This window comes from Methylobacterium currus (assembly GCF_003058325.1).
GTDB classification, from domain to species: Bacteria; Pseudomonadota; Alphaproteobacteria; order Rhizobiales; family Beijerinckiaceae; genus Methylobacterium; species Methylobacterium currus.
In genome coordinates this window covers 1-20,497 of sequence record NZ_CP028844.1, presented here as the reverse complement: position 1 = coordinate 20,497, position 20,497 = coordinate 1, and the positions used below count along the sequence as shown (strand labels likewise).

General features: G+C 68.6%; 14 protein-coding genes and 6 pseudogenes. 6 read left to right on the top strand and 14 right to left on the bottom strand.

Going from position 1 to position 20,497, the window contains the following annotated elements:
* Positions 1–12: 12 nt before the first annotated feature.
* The 4 genes from DA075_RS30210 (at position 13) to DA075_RS37865 (ending at position 4,712) form a co-directional block, all read left to right on the top strand.
* The gene (locus DA075_RS30210; protein WP_091891768.1) at positions 13–1,491 is read left to right on the top strand and encodes a complex I subunit 4 family protein; all 1,479 of its coding nucleotides are present in this window, start codon (positions 13–15) and stop codon (positions 1,489–1,491) included.
* A complete protein-coding gene (locus DA075_RS30205) occupies positions 1,488–2,942 on the top strand; it encodes an NADH-quinone oxidoreductase subunit N (RefSeq protein ID WP_091891771.1) in 1,455 nt (484 codons plus the stop codon). The genes DA075_RS30210 and DA075_RS30205 overlap by 4 nt, the downstream gene beginning before the upstream one ends.
* A gap of 264 nt (positions 2,943–3,206) precedes the next feature.
* On the top strand, positions 3,207–3,659 hold the full coding sequence (locus DA075_RS37870) for a recombinase family protein (RefSeq protein ID WP_244537696.1): 453 nt from the start codon (positions 3,207–3,209) through the stop codon (positions 3,657–3,659).
* 39 nt (positions 3,660–3,698) lie between these two features.
* Positions 3,699–4,712 (top strand): hypothetical protein, encoded by a 1,014-nt coding sequence (locus tag DA075_RS37865; RefSeq protein WP_244936680.1) that lies wholly within the window; start codon positions 3,699–3,701, stop codon positions 4,710–4,712.
* A gap of 23 nt (positions 4,713–4,735) precedes the next feature.
* On the opposite strand, the pseudogene DA075_RS30195 reads toward DA075_RS37865, so the two are convergent.
* The 12 genes and pseudogenes from DA075_RS30195 to DA075_RS30145 all read right to left on the bottom strand — a co-directional run.
* Positions 4,736–4,858, bottom strand: a pseudogene (locus DA075_RS30195) (integrase core domain-containing protein); the annotation flags it as partial.
* 103 nt (positions 4,859–4,961) lie between these two features.
* Positions 4,962–5,225 (bottom strand): hypothetical protein, encoded by a 264-nt coding sequence (locus DA075_RS30190; protein ID WP_091891500.1) that lies wholly within the window; start codon positions 5,223–5,225, stop codon positions 4,962–4,964.
* 47 nt (positions 5,226–5,272) lie between these two features.
* A complete protein-coding gene (locus tag DA075_RS30185) occupies positions 5,273–5,710 on the bottom strand; it encodes a DUF411 domain-containing protein (protein WP_091891497.1) in 438 nt (145 codons plus the stop codon).
* Between the two features lie 25 nt (positions 5,711–5,735).
* The gene (locus DA075_RS30180; RefSeq protein ID WP_091891494.1) at positions 5,736–6,113 is read right to left on the bottom strand and encodes a copper-binding protein; all 378 of its coding nucleotides are present in this window, start codon (positions 6,111–6,113) and stop codon (positions 5,736–5,738) included.
* A 756-nt stretch (positions 6,114–6,869) separates the two neighbouring features.
* Positions 6,870–7,865 carry an NAD(P)/FAD-dependent oxidoreductase gene (locus DA075_RS30175; RefSeq protein WP_091891490.1) on the bottom strand — a complete coding sequence of 332 codons (996 nt, stop codon included), beginning with the start codon at positions 7,863–7,865 and terminating at the stop codon, positions 6,870–6,872.
* Positions 7,866–7,934: 69 nt separating this feature from the next.
* Positions 7,935–11,129 carry an efflux RND transporter permease subunit gene (locus tag DA075_RS30170; protein WP_091891487.1) on the bottom strand — a complete coding sequence of 1,065 codons (3,195 nt, stop codon included), beginning with the start codon at positions 11,127–11,129 and terminating at the stop codon, positions 7,935–7,937.
* A pseudogene (locus DA075_RS30165) lies at positions 11,126–12,644 on the bottom strand (efflux RND transporter periplasmic adaptor subunit). Before DA075_RS30165 ends, DA075_RS30170 begins: the two are co-directional and overlap by 4 nt.
* Positions 12,645–12,770: 126 nt before the next feature.
* Positions 12,771–13,118, bottom strand: a pseudogene (locus DA075_RS30160) (FixH family protein); the annotation flags it as partial.
* 90 nt (positions 13,119–13,208) lie between these two features.
* Positions 13,209–13,370, bottom strand: coding sequence for a FixH family protein (locus tag DA075_RS37860; RefSeq protein ID WP_244936679.1), 162 nt, complete (start codon positions 13,368–13,370; stop codon positions 13,209–13,211).
* Complete coding sequence (locus tag DA075_RS37855; protein WP_244936678.1) at positions 13,367–13,591, bottom strand: FixH family protein; 225 nt, start codon at positions 13,589–13,591, stop codon at positions 13,367–13,369. Before DA075_RS37855 ends, DA075_RS37860 begins: the two co-directional genes overlap by 4 nt.
* An 86-nt stretch (positions 13,592–13,677) precedes the next feature.
* Positions 13,678–13,977 carry a hypothetical protein gene (locus tag DA075_RS30150; protein ID WP_091891478.1) on the bottom strand — a complete coding sequence of 100 codons (300 nt, stop codon included), beginning with the start codon at positions 13,975–13,977 and terminating at the stop codon, positions 13,678–13,680.
* A 709-nt stretch (positions 13,978–14,686) separates the two neighbouring features.
* Positions 14,687–15,030 (bottom strand): annotated as a pseudogene (locus tag DA075_RS30145) (sigma factor-like helix-turn-helix DNA-binding protein); the annotation flags it as partial.
* Positions 15,031–16,745: 1,715 nt separating this feature from the next.
* On the opposite strand from DA075_RS30145, the gene DA075_RS30140 reads away from it, so the two are divergent.
* Entirely contained in the window at positions 16,746–17,303 is a 558-nt protein-coding gene (locus DA075_RS30140; RefSeq protein ID WP_091891468.1) for a sigma-70 family RNA polymerase sigma factor, read from the top strand.
* Positions 17,300–17,938, top strand: a pseudogene (locus tag DA075_RS37850) (NrsF family protein); the annotation flags it as partial. The gene DA075_RS30140 and the pseudogene DA075_RS37850, both read left to right, overlap by 4 nt.
* A 789-nt stretch (positions 17,939–18,727) precedes the next feature.
* Here the strand turns inward: DA075_RS37850 and DA075_RS30130 are convergent.
* Both DA075_RS30130 and DA075_RS30125 read right to left on the bottom strand, forming a co-directional pair.
* A complete protein-coding gene (locus tag DA075_RS30130) occupies positions 18,728–19,462 on the bottom strand; it encodes a copper-binding protein (protein WP_091891462.1) in 735 nt (244 codons plus the stop codon).
* Positions 19,463–19,633: 171 nt separating this feature from the next.
* Positions 19,634–20,497: pseudogene (locus DA075_RS30125) on the bottom strand (multicopper oxidase domain-containing protein); the annotation flags it as partial.

The window sequence follows — 20,497 nt, the reverse complement described above, 5'->3', positions numbered from 1 at the left end:
GGAACCGACCCGATGCTGACGGTGACCATCTTCCTGCCGCTCCTTACCGGACTCGCCGTGCTGGCGCTGCCGCGCGGCCGGCCGGACCTCGTCCGCCGGGCCGCGCTGGCGGGGGCTGCGCTGACGCTGGCCGCCGCCGTCATCCTCTGGGCCGGCTTCGACCCGGCCGTCGGCGGCCTGCAGTGGCGGCTGACGCTCCCGTGGATCCCCTCGGTCGGGGCGAGCTACGACGTCGGCGTCGGCGGCCTCTCCCTGGCGCTGATCCTGCTCACCGCGGTCCTGCTCACCGTGGTGATGGCTTACGTGTTCCCAGAGCACGACCGGGCGCACGCCCACGCCTTCCTCTTCCTCCTGCTCGCGACCGGGTTGATCGGCCTGTTCGCGGCCCAGGACCTGCTGCTGTTCTACCTGTTCTTCGAGGTCGGCCTGGTGCCGATGTACTTCATCGTCGGCATCTGGGGCGGGGAGCGGCGGCGTTACGCGGCGCTCAAGTTCTTCCTCTACACCCGCGCCGGCAGCCTCGCCATGCTGCTCGGCTTCCTCGCCCTCTACCTCGCCATGGAGCCACACAGCTTCTCGCTGCCGGCCATCGTCCAGGCGCGGCCGCTGGACGGAGCGCCGCTCACGGGCGGCCTCGTCTTCCTGGCGCTCCTCCTCGGGTTCGGGGTCAAGCTCCCGGTCGTGCCGCTGCACAACTGGCTGCCCGACGCCCACGTCGAGGCCCCGACCGAGGGCAGCGTCGTGCTCGCCGGCCTTCAGCTCAAGATGGGCGGCTACGGCATGCTCGCCGTCCTGCTGCCCGCCCTGCCGGAGACCGTCGCCCGGTTCGGGTGGGTCTTGGTCGCCGTGGCCCTGGTGTCGCTCCTCTACGGGGCCCTGGCGGCGCTGGCGCAGTCCGACATGAAGCGGCTCGTCGCCTACACCTCGGTCAACCACATGGGCTTCGTCACGCTCGGCGTCGCGGTGGCGGCGCTGTCCGGGGACGAGGGAGTGCGCCGTCTCGCGCTCAACGGCGCCGCCGTCCAGATGGTCAGCCACGGCTTCCTGACCGGAGGCATGTTCCTGCTGGTGGGCATGCTTCAGCACCGCGCGGGCACGCGGGATCTCGACCGCTTCGGCGGCCTGATCGGCTCGATGCCGGTCTTCAGCGGCCTGTTCGGCCTGCTCGCCTTCGGCTCCCTCGGGCTCCCGGGCCTGTCCGGCTTTATCGCCGAGTTCCAGGCCGTCGGCGCCGCCCTGCAGCTCTCCGCCTGGGTCGCCGGGTTGGCCGTCCTCGCGCTCGTCGTCACGACCGCGGTCTACCTCCGGCTGGTGACCGGCCTGCTGATGGGGCGGGCGCCGGCGGATGCACCGGCCCTGCCACCCCTGACTGCGGGCGAGGTCTGGTCGGCGGCCGCGCTCGCGGCCCTGTCGGTCGCGGTCGGGATCCTGCCCGCTACCCTGGTCGCGTTGCTCGACGGCACGACCGCCGCCCTGGCGCACCTCCCGTGACCGGCGGGGTGGCGATGGGCGGCTGCATGGATCTCGGGGCGGTCGCGCCCGAGATGGTCCTGGCCGGAACCGCCCTGGCCCTGGTCCCGGCCGCCGGCTGGGCCCGCGGCCGGTGGCGCCGCCTACCCGCCGCGCTCGCGCTCCTCGCCCTCCTCGCCGCGATGGGCCTGACCGTGCCGATGCTGACGGCCACGCCGCGGGAGGCCTTCTGCGGCACCTACGCCGTCGACCCGTTCCGGGCCTTCTACCAACTCGTCATCGAGGCCGGCGCCGTGGTGAGCTTGCTGTCGCTCGCCTCCCACTTCCGGGCGAGCGAGCAGGAGCCGCACCATCCGGTCGCACTGCTCATGGCGACCGTCGGGGGCATGGGGCTCGCGGCGGCCACCGACCTTGGCCTGATCGTCCTGTTCTTGCAGATGGTGAGCTTCCCCTCCTACCTGCTCGTGCTGCTCGTCCGGAGCGACGGGCCCGCCCAGGAGGCGACGCTCAAATATTTCCTCTACGGTGCCGCCGCGCTGGCGGTGATGGCCTACGGGCTCACGTTCCTGTTCGGCCTCACCGGCAGCCTGAACCTGCGCGCCATTGGTGCCGGCCTCGCCGGCGCCGACCGGGCCTGGGTCGCGCTGGCCTTTGGCCTGGTCGTCGTCGGCTACGGCTTCGAGATGACGCTGGTGCCGTTCCACGTCTGGGCCCCCGACGTGTTCCAGGGCGGCACGGCCCCGATCTCCGGTTTCGTCTCGGTCGTGCCGAAGGCGGCCGCCTTCGCCGGTCTCCTCCGCCTTCTGCTGGAGGCGATGCCGGGGGCTCTAGCTGCTTGGCCCTCCGTGCTCGCCCTCATGGCGGCCGCGACGATGACCTTCGGCAATCTGGTGGCGCTCCGCCAAGCAAGCCTGAAGCGGCTGCTGGCCTATTCCAGCATCGCCCAGGCCGGCTATATGCTGATGGCGGTCGCGGTCGCCGGTCGCGTCCCCCAGGCGCTGCCGGCCATCGGATACTATGTCGTGGCCTATCTCCTGATGAACCTCGCGGCGTTCACGGTGGTCGCGCAAGTCGAGCGCATGTCCGGCAGCGACGGCCTCGCGACGGTGCGCGGCCTCGGTCGGCGCGCGCCGTGGTCGGCGGCGGCGCTGACCCTCGCCCTCCTGTCGCTGGCCGGCGTCCCGCCGCTGGCGGGCTTCGCCGGCAAGGTGTTCCTGCTGTTGGCCGCCATCGACGGCGACCTCGCCTGGCTCGCCGTGCTCGCGGCCGCCAACATGGCGGTGGCGCTCTCCTACTATGTCGCCGTCATCGCCGAGATGTACTTCCGGGAGCCCGAGCGCCCCGAGGGGGTGGCGCCCGGCGTCGGGTACGCCTTCGCGCTCGGCCTGTGCTCGGCGGCGACGCTGGCCTTCGGCATCGCACCGAGCGTGCTGCGCGGCGTGGCGCAGCTCGGCGCGACGCTGCTGCGATAGCCGAACGCGATGCGGGCCGGTACGCTCTAGCGGCATGGTCGTGAATCCACCGGCCCAGGATCTCCGATCCGGCCCGGTCTCGGTCGGCCTTCGATCCGCGCTCACCCGGCAGCCCCAGGGCCATGCACCGACGCGCGGCCGCCCTGCCGGGTGTCGCGGGCGCGCGGACGGCTCGGATTGATCGAGGTCCGAAAGATGCCGTTCAGGCAAGGGGAGGTAGCGCGATGTGCATCGGATCGGCTCGAGATCGATCCCGATCGACGCGTGCAGGCCGCGATCCGCCTCGGCATCGACAAGGTGGCCGAGCTGGGCAGCGTGCGCCAGGCCCTGCTCTGGTTCCTGGAGCACGGGCTCGATCTGCCGACACGTGTCAACGCCGGCCCGGTCGTCTGGCGCCGCCCCCGCTACTCGACGCTTCGCGAGTTCATCGCCAACCCGGCCTATGGCGGCGCCTACGCCTACGGCCGCAGCCGCGTCACGGCCAGCTACGACGCGGCCGGCGCCAAGGCGCGGGCCAGGCGCACGCCGCGCTCGGAGTGGCTGGCGTTGAAGCCGGGCTCGCATGAAGGTTACGTGGAGTGGGAACGGGCGGAGGCGATCCGGGCGATGGTGAGCGAGAACGTTCCGACCAGTTCCCGCGGCGCGCCCAAGCTCGGTGCGGCGCTGCTCGCAGGGTTGCTGCGGTGCTGGCGCTGCGGGCGCAAGCTCAGCGTGTAGTACACTGGAGCCAAGGGACAGATCCCGCGCTACGCCTGCGTGCGCGGGCGGATCGACTATGGAGAGCCGAACTGCATCGCCTTCGGCGGTCTGCGCGTCGACGATGTGGTCGAGGCCGCGCTCCTAGCGGTCATGCAGCCGGGCGCGATCGAGGCGGCGCGGGCAGCCGAGGCGCAGGCGAGCACGCGACGCGACGAAGCGCGCGAGGCGATGGTGCGAGACCTGGAGGCGGCGCGCTACGCGGCCGACCGGGCCTTCTGGCAGTACGATGCGGCCGACCCCGAGAACCGTTTGGTGACCGGCGAACTCGAAGCGCGCTGGAACCGAGCTCTGTCCCGGGTCGGCGCCTGCGAGACGCGCATCGGCGCGCACGACGCGCTCGCCCCTCGGCCCGCCCTTCCTCCGGTCGCGCTGGAGACGCTCGCCGCGGACCTGCAAGGCGTCTGGGCAGCGCCGACGACGGATGCACGGCTCAAGAAGCGGATCGTGCGCACCCTGATCCACGAAGCGGTCGCGGACCTCGACGAGGCGCGGGCCGAGATCGTGCTCACCCTGCACTGGATCGGCGGTGCTCACACCGAGCATCGCCTCCCGCGTCGGCGACGCGGCCAGCGGACCAGTACGCCTGCCGATGTGGTGGAGGCCGTGCGCGCGCTGGCGCTGATCGCGCGTGACGACGTGATTGCGGGCGTGCTCAACCGCAACGGCGTCAGGACGGGGCACGGCAACCGCTTCACGCGCGAGCGCGTCACGGCGTTGCGCTCGCAATACCGCATCCCGGTGTTCCGCGAGGCCGCGGCGGGCGACGAGCCCTGGCTGACCCTGACCCAAGCCGCCGCTCGTGTCGGCGTCGCCGCGCGCACGCTTCGTCTGGCGGCGGAACGGGGCGAGGTCGATGCCATGCATCCGCTCGCCGACGGACCTTGGGTGTTCAGCCGCGCCGCTCTCGACGGCCCGGGCGCCAAAGCCCTCGCGCAGGAGGCATCGAACCGCGGCAAACACCGCGCGGTACCGCATCCGGCGCAACAATCCCTCTTCGCCTCAATAACATAGCGAGATGTGCGTTCTGATGAGCAGTTGTAATCGTCCCGCCACGCGCTCAGCACGGCCCGTGCGTGGCCGAGGCTGCGGAACAGGGTCTCGTTCAAGCACTCGTCCCGGAGCCTGCCGTTGAACGACTCCACGAAGGCGTTGGGAAGCTTAGCTACAATTGGAGCTCGCCCACCGACGGCCCGGCCACCACCGCGGGAGGTCCGACTGCGCGCGGCCCTCGCGGTCAGCGGGTCAGCGCGCGTCTCCGGCTCAGCCGCGCTTGTCTGGGTTCTGCTGGCCGGACCCGCCCTGGTTCTGCCGGTCCATCATGGTCTGCATCATCTTGTTGCAGTTACCCATCATCTTCGACATCTCCTGCATCATCGGCATTATGCCGTCACCCTGCATCATGCCGCCCATCACCCCCTTGTCCGAGGGTGCGGGGTTCGTGGCAGTTTCGGCCGAGGCAGCGGCGATGCCGGCGAACAGAGCAAAGCCGAGAGCGGCGGGTGCGAGCTGCGAGATCTTGGACATAAATTTCTCCTGTCGTCCGTGCGTTTCGAAGTAGTCCTGCCTTCGCGCTACTCGCGTGCGAAGACCTTCGGGGCGCCGTCGCTGATCTCGTAGACCGTGAACGGCGCCGTCTTCTCCCCGTCCATGCCCGGCGAGCCCGCCGGCATGCCCGGCAGCGATATGCCCCTGATGGCGGGCCGCTCAGCCAGCAGCCTCTTGACCGCGGCGACCGGCACGTGTGCCTCGACGACGTAGCCGTCGATGAGCAGCGTATGGCAGCCCTGGAGCGGCTCGGGCACGCCGTGCTCGCGCTTGAGTGCCGCGAGCGCGGGAGTCTCCTCGACGGTAACCGCAATCCCGTTGCGCTGGAGCACCTTCGCGTAGGCGTCGCAGCACTGGCATTGCGGGTTCTTGTAGAGAATGGCGGTTTGGGCGCCCTGCGCCGCGGCCATGGACGGCACGGTCACCGCAAGAAGAACGCCGACGAGTGCACGGCGGTGGATCATGGCATGCCCTTCCGGCCCGTCTGCCCTACTGGGCCGGGGTGATCGACTGAACGGTGTAGGAGCCCTTGCTCCCACTCAGAGTAAACTTGACCTTCTCGCCCGGCTTGACCTTCGAGAGATCGACCGAGGAGGCCGCCGGGAACTCCATGTGCATGGCGGGCCAGTTGATCGCCGGGATCGGCTCGTGGTCGAAGGTCACCTTGTGCTGGCCCGTGTTCACGGCCGCGACGGTCCCAGTGGTGCTGGCCGTCTGCTGCTTTCCGCTCTCCGCGCCAGCCTTGCCGCTCATACCAGTCATGTCGCCCATCGGCGCGGCCTGCGCCTGCACGCCACCCGCGAGCAACAGCGCGGCGACAGCCGCAGTGAGCGCGCTCTTTCGGCTCGATTGGCCAAGATCAGACATCGGTGGTCCTTCTTTCTGATCCGGCTGGCCGGGACGGCTTAGGCGCCGCCCTGGCGAGAGCCCGGACGCTCCTTCGAGGCGGAGGGCGCGCGCGTTGCGGCCCCTTCACATCGAACATTCGGACCCGGCGCAGGAAAGGTTACAATTCGCCGCCGGCTGCCACAGAATACAAGCCGCGGCACCGACGTCGTCCTACGGCTTCCCGGCCCGACCCGACCGGGGGGGACGCCTGGAGCGGGCAGGTGTCTTGTCGACCGAGCCGATCACCAGGACGCCATCGGTCGGTTCCGATGTCCGGGGCGGGTTCCGGTTCGCGCCCAGACGGAAACAGTCCGGGACGTTATCCATTCAACCCGCAGAGGCGTAGCGCGCCGTAGTCGAATTCACAAAAACTCCGGGGAGCAGCACAGAAAAGCTGCGTCACATGACAAGATATTCTCCGGATTTGACTGGATCTTGGTGCGTCTTGTATAAACTCGGAATGGCAGGCGAACGATTATAGTGGGAATGTCTTTCGAGTGAGCGGCAGGGCGGCCAAGCGGATCAGACCGAGCTGACGCGGGTGGCCGACGCGGAGGGCCTCTTGACGAGAGCGTGCGCGGTCGCAAGGGCCCACTCGGAAAGCGTTCAGCATGCGAGGACAAGTCCCGAGGTCAAGAGCGGACGCCCAGCCGAGTGTGCCGCCGCCGCGGGATCGCGGACGCTGCGGGATTTCGCGTCCGGCCGGTCGCATCGCAACGTCGCCGGTGCCGGGGCTCAGTGCCGTCTTGCGTCAGGCGGCGAACAGCAGGTGCACAGGTCCTGGGGTGAGAACGACAGCGTGTCGTCCGGAGCTCCCCTCGGCGACGGCACCCCGCGCAGGCGGTTGTGGATCGCCGTCGCGGCGATGGCGGCCTGGCCCATCGCGACGCTGATCTGGTCGAGGCTGCGCACCACGTCGCCGGCGGCGAACAGGCCGTCGGTCGAACTGCGCTGGTGCTCGTCTGTCACCACGCAGCCCTTGTCATCCAGACGGGTGCCCAGACCGTGCACAAGGTCGGACCGGGCGTCGCTGCCCAGCGCCGCGTAGAGCACATCGAACGACCGGCACGCCCCGCCGAGCATGTCGAGCGCACGGACCTGATCCCCCTCGACGACCACGCGCCTGACCGGCTCCTCGACGATCACGATCTCGGCCTGTGCCGCTTGCCGACGCTCCTCCTTCGTCAGCACCAGGGACCGACCCAGCGACAGCAGAGTGATGTCGGCGGTGTAGGTCCGCAGAAACAGCGCTTCGTGCAGCCCGCTGCTGCCGTGCCCGATCACCGCGACCCGCTTGCCCATAGCCTCGTAGCCGTCGCAGATCCCGCAATGGCGCACCAGCCCGCGCCGGATCGCGTCCGGCACGTCGGGCAGGTCCGGCTCGCGGTCGACAACCCCGGTCGCCAGCAGGATGGTATGGGCCGGGATCGGCTCCCCGTCCAGCGTGGCCAGGAAGACGCCGTCCGGCCGGCGCTCCAGGCGCGTGACGGACCCCGGGACGATATGGGCACCGTACTTGCGCGCCTGTTCCGTCATCCGGCCCAGAAGCGCCCGGCCGTGAATGCCTTCGGGAAAGCCCGCGTGATTGTGCGAGGTCGGGATCAGGGCCGCACGGCTTGCACCGGCATCGAAGACCTGGAAGCGCCGGCGGAAGCGGGCCAGGTAGATCGCGGCCGTAAGGCCTGCCGGTCCACCGCCGATCACGAGGCAATCCAATACACTCTGCGGCATGGTTCCGGCTTCCTCTCGTGGCGTGTGATGAAAACTTTTCCCGATGGTCGGGGCGACGCCGCCCCGCACTCACTCGGCGGGATTGACCAGGCGCGGCTGCACGCGGACCAGAGCCTTACCAGGCTTCGGAGTGCCGGTGCGAGGAGGGCTTCGGTGCGGAAGCCCACGCGCCTTCACTAGGCCATAGATGGCCGGGATCACGACGAGCGTCAGCACGGTCGAGGACACCATGCCGCCGATCATCGGCACCGCGATGCGCTGCATGACCTCGGACCCGGCACCCGTGCTCCACAGGATCGGCACGAGCCCGGCCATGATGGCGACCACCGTCATCATCTTCGGGCGCACGCGCTCGACCGCCCCCACCATGATGGCTTGGTACAGGTCCGCACGTGTCGCCTCGCGGCCCGCGGCGGCAACCGCGGCCCGCTGCTCGTCCCAGGCATGGTCGAGGTAGATCAGCATGATCACCCCGGTCTCGGCCGCCACGCCCGCCAGGGCAATGAAGCCGACGGCCACCGCGACCGATATGTTGAAGCCCATCCACCAGAGCAGCCAGACCCCGCCCACCAGCGAGAACGGGAGTGACAGCATGACGATGAGCGTCTCGGTCAGGCGCCGGAAGTTCAGGTAGAGCAGCAGGAAGATGACGAGCAGCGTCACGGGCACCACGATCTTCAGCCTGGCCTCCGCCCGCTCCAGGTACTCGAACTGGCCGCTCCACTGGACGCTCATGCCCTGCGGAAGCTGGACCTCCCTGTTGACCGCGTCCCGGGCCTCGGCGACGTAGCCGCCGAGATCGCGCCCGGCCAGGTCGACGAAGATGTAGACGGCGAGCTGCCCGTTCTCGGTGCGGATCGAGGTCGGCCCCCGGGTCAGCTGGACCTTGGCCACCTCGCCCAGCGGCACCGTGCCGCCGGCCGGCAACGGCACCTGCACCTCGGTGGCGATGGATTGCGGATCCGAACGGAAGGCGCGGGGGTAGCGCACGTTGACGGTGTAGCGCTCGCGCCCTTCGACCGTGTTCGTGACGCTCTCGCCTCCCAGCGCCGTCGCGATGACGTCCTGCACGTCCCCGACCATCAGGCCGTAGCGCCCGAGCGCCTCCCGGTCCGGCGTGATGTCGAGGAAGTAGCCGCCGATGACCCGCTCGGCGTAGGCGCTGGACGTACCCGGCACGTTCCGCACCACGGCCTCGACCTCGCGAGAGACCTTCTCCATCTCAGTGAGGTCGGTGCCGTAGACCTTGATGCCCACCGGCGTGCGGATGCCGGTCGAGAGCATGTCGATGCGGGCGCGGATCGGCTGCGTCCAGGCGTTCGACACGCCGGGGAACTGCAGGGCCTTGTCCATCTCGGCCTTGAGGCTCGCCAGCGTCACGCCGGGACGCCAATCCGCCTTCGGCTTCAGGGCGATGATGGTCTCGAACATCTCGGTTGGGGCCGGGTCCGTCGCCGTCGAGGCACGCCCCGCCTTGCCGTAGACCGAGGCGACCTCGGGAAAGGACTTGATGATGCGGTCCTGCGTCGCCAGCAGCTCCCCGGCCTGGGTCACAGAGATGCCCGGCAAGGTCGTGGGCATGTACATCAGGGTGCCCTCGTTCAGGTCCGGCATGAACTCGGAGCCGAGCTGGCGGGCCGGCCAGATGGTCAGGCCGAGCGCCGCCACCGCCAGCAGGATGGTCAGCACCTTGGCCCTGAGCACAACCCTGATGACCGGGCGGTAGACCCAGATCAGCAGCCGGTTCAGCGGGTTGCGATGCTCGGGGATGATGCGCCCGCGCACGAACAGCACCATCAGGGCCGGCACCAGGGTCACCGACAGGAGCGCCGCCGCCGCCATGGCGAAGGTCTTGGTAAAGGCGAGCGGCCCGAACAGGCGCCCTTCCTGGCTCTCCAGGGTGAAGATCGGCAGGAAGCTGACCGTGATCACGAGGAGGGAGAAGAACAGCGACGGACCCACCTCCGCGGCCGCCTCGACCAGGATCTCGACCCGCGGCTTGCCCGAGGGCGCCCGCTCCAAGTGCTTGTGGGCGTTCTCGATCATGACGATGGCCGCGTCGATCATGGCGCCGACCGCGATGGCGATGCCGCCCAGCGACATGATGTTAGCGCCGATCCCGAGGAGATGCATGGCGCCGAGCGCCATCAGGATGCCGACCGGCAGCATCAGGATGGCTACGAGCGCACTGCGCAGGTGCAGCAGGAACACGATGCAGACGAGCGCCACGATGACGCTCTCCTCGACGAGCGTGCCCTTGAGCGTCTCGATGGCGGCGTCGATGAGCTGCGAGCGGTCGTAGACCGGCAGGATCTCGGTGCCCTTCGGCAGGCTCGCGGCGACCTCGGCGAGGTGCGCCTTGGCGCCCTCGATGACGTTGAGGGCGTTGGCGCCGAAGCGCTGCAGGATGATGCCGCCCGCGACCTCGCCCTCGCCGTTCATCTCGGTGATGCCGCGCCGCTCGTCCGGCCCGAGTTCGACCCGGGCGATGTCGCGCACCCGCAGCGGGGTGCCGGCCTCGGTCTTCAGCACGATGTTTTCGATGTCGGCGATGCTCTTCAGGTAGCCGCGCCCGCGCACCATGAACTCGAACTCGGAGAGCTCGACCGTGCGGCCGCCGACATCCGCGTTGCTCGACCGGATTGCGTCGCGGAGCGCCTTCAGCGAAATCCCTTGCGCACGCAGCCGGTTCGGGTCGACGACGACGTTGTACTGCTTCACGAAACCACCGACGCCGGCGACCTCGGCCACCCCCTCGGCGCGCGAGGCCCCGAAGCGCACGACCCAGTCCTGCAGCGAGCGCAGCTCGGCAAGCGTCTGCTGCTTGGCCACGATGGCGTACTGGTAGACCCAGCCCACGCCCGTCGCGTCGGGCCCGAGCGTCGGCGTCACGCCGGCCGGCAGGCGTTTGCCGGCCGCGCTCAGGTATTCGAGCACGCGCGAGCGGGCCCAGTACGGGTCGGTGCCGTCCTCGAAGATGACGTAAACGAACGAGACCCCGAAGAAGGAGAAGCCGCGTACCACCTTCGACTTCGGCACCGTCAGCATGGCGGTGGTGAGCGGATAGGTGACCTGGTCCTCGACCACCTGCGGGGCCTGCCCCGGGTACTCGGTGTAGACGATGGTCTGCACGTCCGAGAGGTCCGGGATGGCGTCGAGCGGCAGGGTGCGCACGCTGTAGAGACCAGCCGCCACCACGAAGACGGTGCCGATCAGCACCAGGACGAGGTTGCGGGCCGACCAGGCGATCAGGCGTGCGATCATCGGGTGGCCTCCGTGGCCTGCGCCTGCGACTCGGCGGCGGACTTGGGCGCCGCCATGCTCTGCAGCGCCGCCTTCAGGTTGCTCTCGGCGTCGATCAGGAAGTTGGCCGCGGTCACGACCTGCTCGCCGGCCTGCACACCCTCGCGGATCTCGGTGTAGCCCTCGCCGCGGGCGCCGACCTTGACCTCGCGCGGCTCGAAGCGGCCCTCGCCCTTATCGACGAGCACGATCTGGCGCGCGCCCGTGTCGATGACGGCATCGTTCGGGACCGCCACCACGGGCTTGGCCGCGCCAGTCCCGATCTCGACGTCGGCGTACATGTCGGGCAGGAGCACCCCGTCGGGGTTCGGCAACTCGATGCGCACGCGGGTGGTGCGGGTTTGCGTGTTCACCTGCGGGTAGATCAGCCCGACCTTGCCGCTGAAGCTGCGCCCGGGCAGCGAGCGCACGCGCACAATGACGGGCTGGCCGACCTTGACGCTGCCGAGGTCGTACTCGGGTACCTCGGCCAGCACCCACATCGTCGAGATGTCGCCGATCCGGAACAGGGTGTCTCCGGCCGACGCCTTCATGCCCTCGATGGCGTTGCGTTCCAGGACGACCCCGTCGCGCGGGGACGACCAGGTGATGGCCATCGGCACCTTCCGGGTGCGCTCCATCTCGTCGATGACGGCTTCCGAGACGTTCAGGTTCTGCAGGCGCCGCCGGGAGCCGTCGAAGCCCGGGTTGGCGATGAGCTGGGCCGCCGCCGCGTTGATCTCGGGCGAGTAGACGTGGACCAGTGCCTGACCCTTGCGGACGCGGTCGCCGGTCGTGACGTTCTCGACGTGGTCGACATAGGCGTCCGAGCGTGTCGCCACGACGGTGACGCGGCGCTCGTCGAGCGTCACGGTGCCGGGCACCCGCACGGCTCGGCTGACGACGCGACGTTCGGCCCGCTCGGAGCGGACGCCGGTGCGCTGGACCTTACCGGGCGAGATCTTGACGATGTTGCCGTCCTCGGCCTCGCCTTCGTAGACGGGAGGTAGTCCATCCCCATCGAGTCCTTCTTCGGCACCGGCGAGGTGTCCGGCAGGCCCATCGGGTTGCGGTAGTAGAGGATTTTTCGGGCCCCGCCCGGGGGCGCAGCGTAGGTGGCGTTCGCCTCGGCCTCCTTCGCGGCGGGCCGGGGCTCGAAGTCGACATCCTCGCCGACGCGTACGGGCCGGTAGTCGCGGCCATCGGGCGTCCTCGTCGGCGTGAGCGCATAGGCTGCCCTTCCATCGGGATCACGGTAGTACAGGATTGGGGCATCCGCTGCCGGACCCGCCTCGTCCCTGACGAGGAGCGTGGAGACCGGGCCCGGCAGCCAGGCCGGCAGGGGCCAGTGGACCTCGCCGCCTTCAGGCCAAGCACGAGTGCGCCCACGAGAGCGGCTGGCGCGAGTGTGAAGCCAGCGATCCTGGCGGCAAGGCGCACGGGACCGTAACCGCGTCCCTGAATTTCGGAGATGTGGAAAGGCGTCCTCTGGTCCATCACGGTACCACCTTGGAGCGCGAGCTGGTTCTGCACTGTGCCGATCTCGCCCTGCACCTTGGCGGCAAGCGAGAGCTGCCAATCGCCCGCCATCGTGAGATTGGTCTTGAACCGGTAGAGGCCGGGCTCGGTCGCGGGCTGCGACTCCAGCTCCGTCGTCATGGTCGGCATGCCGGCGGGTGCCATGTCGAGGCGGTGCGCGAAGATGATCGCGTCCGGGACTGGCTTGCCCGTTGGCTTATGCACCAAGCGCAGCGCCAGCGTCGCCTCGCCCTGCTTGGCTTGGCTCCCGACGAGATTGAAGGCGTAGTCCTTGAGCGCGGCAGGTGCACCCGCCTCGGAGTTCGTGCCTCGGCGCGGCAGCCAACCGGCAAGAGCGGCCGGAACGTGGTCTGAAATCGCGCTCGGGACCGCCCAGGTCCCACGCCCCCAAGCCGTAGCCGAGGCCGATGGCAGCCAGGAGCATCGTGGCAAACAGAGCGATGCCCACGATCCGTCTTGCTCGACCGCCGCCAGGGGCGGTCTCGAACTCCTCGAAGTCGCGAAAGGGCGTGTTCTGATGCATTATGGCACTGCCTGCAGGACGAGCCTGCCTTGGACCGGGTCTGGAAGTCCGGGGATCTTGGCCGCGAGCGTGAGCGCCCAGCCGCCCTCCATCGAGAGGTCGGTCTCGAAACGGTAGTAGCCGGGCAGCGCGTCGGCCTGGAGCTCCAACGGAGCGGTCATCTGTTCATGCCGTCAGGCGACATGTCGATGCGGCTGATGAACAGGATCGCATCCGGAACCACTTTTCCGGTCCGCTCGTCGACGAGCCGGACCAGAATGGTTGTGCCGTAACCCTGCTTCACCTCGCGCTCGACAAGCTCAAAGGCGTAATGGCCCGAAGAGGCGCGGCTGAAGGAAGATGCGAGGGTCGCGCCGGCACCCATGAGAAGCAGCACCAGCACGAGTGCACGCCACAATGAGAGCCGCCGCTGCGCGGGGGGGGCCGCAGCACGTGCTGCGGCCAGCGGAGGCGTGCAAGGTGGGGCGCTCAAAACTCAGGCCCGCCCGACGTGTTGCCGAGGTTCTGCTGAACAGGCGAACGCTCCGGGAACTGCGCGTTTCCGCGGGTGCTGCTTCGGAAATCCCGCCTCTGCAGGTCGCGAGGGACCCGAACGTGGCCCGTGCTGCCAGCGAGGCTTCCGGTCGTCACCGGCTCGCGCAGCGCGTAAGCCGAAGATCGATCATGGTGGTGTCGCTGCGGGCCGGTTCGTGCCTGTAATCCCGGCGCGGCGATTGCCGGATCGGCCAATATCAGTGAGGCAAGGATGATGCCAACCGTGAGCTTCATGACGCCTCTCCGTTGACTGGAAAGCGCTATCCGTTCAGCGCCATTATGACGAGTTCGGGGGGCAGGATTTTTTCGTTACACTCGACGGGTTGCCTTCAGACTGCGACCGCTGCTGGCGCGAGGGTGCCTCTCAGCGTCCCGTTAGTATTGCGGGCCGCCGGCGGTACCGCCGAGTTCTGTGCCTCCGGCGCTCGTTCGGGAAACTGCGCATTGTCACGCGTGCTGCTCCGCATATCTCGGCCGAGCCCGCCGCGAGCGTCTAGCTCCGAGCGAGAGCCGTGGGTAAGCTCCCGGTCGCCTGGGGGCCGATGCCGGGGGCGGATCGAGCCTGAAGGATCGATGCCGCGGCAGGATCCCGGGTGCCGGAGTGAGGATTGGCCGATGCAGGCGCCCACGAAGGCCGCGAGAGCCAAGACGACAGCGGAAAAAATTATTCACGATTGCACCCCGAAGATGATGTGCAGAGGCATGATCATCAAATTTACTGCCGTTACTTTGAGTTTGGCAGATCGATGGTTACACGCCGTCTTGCTTTGGCGGAGCGCGTTGAATGTCGTCGGTCTGCTTGGCGGGTCGGCCCGAGGCATCTTCCGTCGAGATGTCAGGTCGTACGTGGGATGCGGGAAATCCGGGTCAGGGACCGTGACGAGCGCCCAGGTGGCAGGGCCGCTCGGGTTGAGGCTTGTCCGTGCTCGCCAGGGGCCAGCGGTCAGGCGGCTTGCGCGCGGACTTGCGGTAGCTCGCGCACGGTGAGACTGCGCTTGACCGCGTCCTGCACCTTCTCGAAGGCGCGGACCTCGATCTGCCGCACGCCGCTCGCGGGACACGCCGAACTCGCCCGAGAGATCCTCAAGGGTGATCGGATCGTCGGCGAGGCGCCGCGCCTCGAATATGCGCCGCTCGCGCGGGTTCAGCACGGAGAGCGGCGTCGCGCAGGGCCGCTAGCCGGTTCTGGCCCTCTTCCGCGGCGGCGAGCACCGTCTCCTGGCTCGGCCCGTCGTCGGCGAGCCAGTCCTGCCACTCGCCCTCGCCCTTCTCCTGCAAGGGCGGGTTGAAAGCGCCGCGAGTCATGTCAGAAGTTGGCCGACGGGAGTCCGGCCGACGGGTCGCCGGGCGGCGGGGGACGACGTTGACCGACCCAGTTGTCCGGACGGCATCCGGCGCTCCGAGATTGCGGGGCGCCGCTTGGTGCACGCCAGGCCGGAAGCGAAGCGGCACATTGTCGATCCACCCGGCCAGGGCGTATCCCGGCAGCCCGGCCATCATAGCAATGCCGGCGAGGACAGTGATCATCTTGCTACTCATGGTGGAACTCTTTGCTGGCTCTAAAGCTTGCTACTTCTGTTCTTGATTTCGGATGTCCCGCCAAGTCCGTTACAGCGCCTCGAACTTTTCCCAGTGGTTCCGCCGGCGTCGCAAGGAGCCGACGCGAACGCCCATCGGCGGGGACCGCTCCTCCGCCCGAGGAGAGTTTCGCACGGTCGGGCAGCCTCAATCCTCGGAATGGGGCGGAGGAGAACAGGTAGAACCCGTCACGGCTGGCCGCCTTCCGGGCCGCGGCCGCCCTGAAGCCCGGCGGCCTGAAGCCTCGCTTGCCAGGGTACCCGGAACTGCCAGCCCGCATCGGTGAGAAAGACCGGGATCGGGAGGCTTGTCGGAACTGCGCAGAACAGTCCTGGGCGAAGCGCGACTCGAAGACGACGTAGGAGCGCGTCGGGTCTTCGCCGGGGCGGCGGCGAGCTTGGCGCTCTGGTCCCAAGGTCCGGTGCGGCCTTCCCGCGAAGCCGGAATTCCGCGGTCCGCCCGCCTCCCCCTCGCGGCCTCATTACGCCTCGAAGCCACTCTGACCATGTCCGGCCAGGTGTCTCCGATCCTCGATGACGGGTGTTGCGCCGTGTATCCCGCGCCGCTGCGGAGCGCGACCGGCGCGATCCGCGCCCGCCGCAAAGGCCCGCGGTGCAAGCCGCCGCGAAACCCCGCACGATCCACCTGCGACATCCAATCCATGGTGCTAAGTTCGGAGGCAGCAAACGCTTCGTTACAAGGTGGGCTGCCCGAACCACGCCTGTTTGACGCCGGTACACCCGCTCAACTCATGCGCGGCAAACCGGTCGCCCAGCCGATGCGCGCCCTTTCGGGGCGTGCGGCGGCCTGGTATGCTGGGCTTGATATCCTAGCTCCGGTCCCGCCCCGTCTGCGCGTAGTTCCTGACCCTCGCCCTCGTGGCAAGGTTCGCGCTGCATGGCGTGCAGGCCGCGCACATGAAGGCGGCCATGCCCGTGGCGGCGCTGCAGGGGCCGATGCCGGACGGCTGCGACGGCTGCGACGAGGCAGGGAAAGCCTCCGGGCCAACTCGCTGCTGTGCGCCGGTTTCATCGCCGTCGCCCTGCGGCGGCCGGCCCCCGGATCACCGGGCCCTCGGTCGCGTTTGCGCTAGCGGATGTCGACGGCCGGAGCCTGCACGGACCGCCGATAGCGCCTCTGGCGACGGCCCCTGGCCGGCCCGGGATCGGGCGGCCCCTACAGCATTCCAGAACGAAACCGATGTCGTTTCACCCTGACCCGGCCGATGGCCGGCTGTCCTCGGCGCGCACCCACGCACGCGACCATTCCCTCCCCGGTCCGACGCCTGACCCAAGCCATCGGGCGAGGGGCCGAGCGAAGCCCCATCACGACCTACCCCTTCCTGACCGGTCCCCGTTGCCATCGCACATGCGGGCAGCTGTAACCATCGGGCCCTGCCTCGCGAACTCAGTTACGAGCGCGTGATGATTGCGAGTGAGACTGAGCTCAGGAGCCTGATGAGGGCCAGCCTGGACGGCGACGCGGCCGCGTACCGGGCGGTTCTCGACCGGCTGAGCCTGTATCTGCGCGCCTATTATCGCGGAAAGCTCCACCGCGCTGGACGAAGTCCGTCCGAGGCCGAAGACCTCGTGCAGGACACGCTGATAGCGATCCATACGCGGCGACATACCTACGACGTAGATCAGCCGTTCACCCCTTGGGCGCAGGCCATCGCCCGCTACAAGCTGATCGACCACCTGCGCCGTACGCGCACTGCGATGTCCAATGTGCCCATCGAGGATGCGGGCGACCTTGAGGCACAGGACGACCATGCCGGCGTGGAGAGCACGTATGACCTGGATCGACTCCTGGCCAAGCTGCCCGAGAAGATGCGGCGCGCGATTCGCTTCGTGAAGCTCGATGGCTTGAGCGTCGCTGAGGCCGCCAGCCGGACCGGCATGTCGGAATCCGCCATCAAGGTCAGCGTCCACCGGGGTCTCAAGGCCCTGGCGTCCGCGATCAGCCAAGGAAGGGGACGATGAGAACGAACGAGCTGATCGAGATGCTCAGCACGAACATCGAGCCGACCGACCACGGCCGGCTCAAGCGCGGCCTCGGCCTCGCCGCGGCGCTCGGCACGGGGGCGGCGCTCTGCGTCGCGCTCCTGTCGCTCGGGGTCAGGCCGGACCTCCACAATCACGGGGTGCTCGGCTTCCTGTTCCTGAAGGTCGCCTTCGGTGCCGGTATCGTCGTCTTAGCCGGGTGGCTGCTGACGAAGGTCGCACGCCCGGGCGGCGAGACCAGAGCTCGACCCTGGGTCGCCGCGACGCCGTTCCTCGGGGTCATGCTGCTGGCCGCGTTCAGCCTGGCTTCGGCGCCGAGCTCGCACTGGGACAGGATGCTTGTCGGCCACATGTGGCTGGAGTGCCTCGTGTCGATCCCGATCATCGGCGTGCTACCCTTCGCCGTCCTGGTCTGGGCCGTCCGCCGATTTGCCGCGCCGACCGACCTTGTCCGGACGGGCGCGCTCGTCGGGATGGCCGCTGGCGGGATCAGCGCGATCGGGTATGCCCTGAATTGCATGGACGACTCGGTCCCGTTTGTGGCGCTCTGGTACGGCGGCACCATTGCGTTCTGCACCCTCGCCGGCGCCCTGCTCGGGCCCCGTCTCCTGCGGGGTGACCTAGGGGAATATCAAGGTTTGTGCGCTAAACCGCGTTTTACGGGATGGAAGAAAAGCCATGACCTGAAGGATCCCCTTACTCTGATGCGGCACATGCAAGCAGGGCAGCATGGACTGCGCTGCTCGTTGTCCCGCTGCCCATCGTCTCAGTGGGAAGGGTGCAAGATCACGCTGCCGCTGAGGAGCACATCAGAGGATGAAGCCAGCATGCTGAAGAGGTTGAACAGAGTGCCGGCCAGCAACAGAGCGAGCAGGGCGTGCCGAAAATCCCGCGCCGCCCTGCGCGCCACGTGCGGTCGAACATGCCGCCGCCGCCCGGGCTGCGCGCGTCCGTACGGTACTGTCAGGCGGCCCATTTTCTTGCTCATCGCCCAGGCTCACCAATCCTGATGGTGGACTCGCGCTCAAGAGAAAGTTCCCCGAGCGAGAAGATCCCGCAGGTCCTCATCCGCCGTCCATGATCCGCTCGGCCTTGCCCTTGCTCGCGCGCACACGCGCCGCATACTCGGCCCACAGGCGGCGGACGACCGCCAGTGCGGCTCGCCGGCTCAGGTCTGCCAGCAGACCTGTTGGACGTTGAGCAACACGGCTGAGCGAGGCGTCCGGCAGAGGGGCTTTCGCCAGCGGTGACCCAAGAGCGGACAGGTGCTCTCGCGCCCAGCGGCGTAGGCAAGGGAGCGCTGGCTCATGCGCTCCTCACCATGCCCAGCCCGGTACTTCATCAGGGTACGGGCGACTGAGCGGATGCCGGAGTGCGTCATCGCTCAAACAGAAGCAATCAGCTCACTTGGCTGTCTGGATCCGAGTGATGGCGAGCTGACCGTTGACCCGGTCGGCCGAGAACTTCACCGTGTCGCCCGCCTTCAGCCCCTTCAGCAAGGCAGGATCCTGGACCTTGTAGGCCATCGTCATCGCATCCATGTCGATGTTGGGGATGCGCTCGTGATCGAGCGTCACCTTGCCGCCTGCCTCATCCACCTTCTGCACCGTGCCCTTGACCAGCGGCGTGTTTGCAGTTGAGGCAGGCGCAGAGGCGGCGGGCGGCTGAGCCGAAGAGGGCGCTGCCTGCGCCTGAGCTGAGCGCGCCTCGGCCGCGTTCGCCTGCCCCGGGCGATCGAGCGGGCCCGCGCCGGAGGGCGTCTGGTTCGGCTGCTCCCGGTAGCCTGGCTCGCGGCTGCGCACCCGCCAGGTCTTGAGCGCGTCAATCCGCTCCTGCTGCTCATCCTGGATCTTCTGCGCCACCGCGCGCAGCTCGCGGTCACCGCCGTAGTTGAGCTGCGCCTTGGCCAGGAACAGCGTCTCCTCGAAGCTGGCAATGAGGAGGGCGGCAAAGTCCTGGTCTGGGTCGCCCGTCAGCTTGGTGTTCTTGAAGCGGTCCGATATCACGCTACGCACGCGCTCGAACTCTCCGGCCGCGCCGCGCGCCGGCTGCGCCTCGGCAACGGGCGCAAAGCTAGGAGAGGCGAGGCTGAGCAGGGCCGCCGTCAGAACGGCGGCGCGGGCGGTGGGGCGCGTCATGGGGGTCTCCTCAGGCTGAGATGAACCGGCGCACGGGTTCCCGATGAGGGGTGGGTGAACGACCCGCGCGGCGAACTTCGGAAAGTGGCTTGCCCCTTTACCGAACCGTCGAGCCGGCGATCCAGGCCATGCCCGGAGTACGACCGGCTCGGTTTTGAACGAGCACAGAGCTCAGTGGTTCTCGTGGCCGCCGGTGTTTGCGGCGGTGCGGCGCTTGCGCGGGTCGACCACGCGCAGATCGGTCTCCCGCGCCCGCTTGCCTCTCGGCGTCTTCGGATCACGGCTCGGCTCAGGAAGGGGCTCGCCCGTCCATTCGTAGGCCAGCGTGCCCTTCGGGTGCTGGTACCAGCCCGGGTCGCTGTAGTCGTTAGCGGCTAAACCGGCACGGACCTTCATCACCGTGAACATGCCACCCATCTCGACCGAGCCGAACGGGCCGGTCCCAGTCATCATCGGCAGCGTGTTCTCCGGCAGCGGCATCTCCATCTCGCTCATCATGCCGCCGCCGGTCGAACCCATCGGCATGTAGCCCGGCGCGACCTTCTGTATCTTGCTTGGCGGTGCTCTTGAGGTTCACGCCGATATAGGTGCGCACCGAGTGTCCCATGGCGTTCATGGTGTGATGCGACTTGTGGCAGTGCATCGCCCAGTCGCCGAGCGCGTCGGCGTTGAACTCGATGGCCCGCATCTGCCCGACGGCTATGTCCACCGACACCTCGGGCCACTGCCGTTCCGGCGGGATCCAGCCGCCGTCCGTACCGCTGACGTGGAAGTCCACGCCGTGAACGTGGATCGGGTGGTTGGTCATGGTCAGGTTGCCGATGCGCATGCGCACCTTGTCGCCCTGGCGCACCACGACCGGATCGATGCCCGGCCAGACCCGGCTGTTGAAGCACCACATGTTCATGTCGAGCATCGTGTTGACCTTTGGCACGTACGACCCGGCCTCGATGTCGTAGGCGTTCAGGAGCCAGACGAAGTCACGGTCGACCCGCCGCTCGGCGGGTCGCGCGGATGCACGACGAAGAAGCCCAT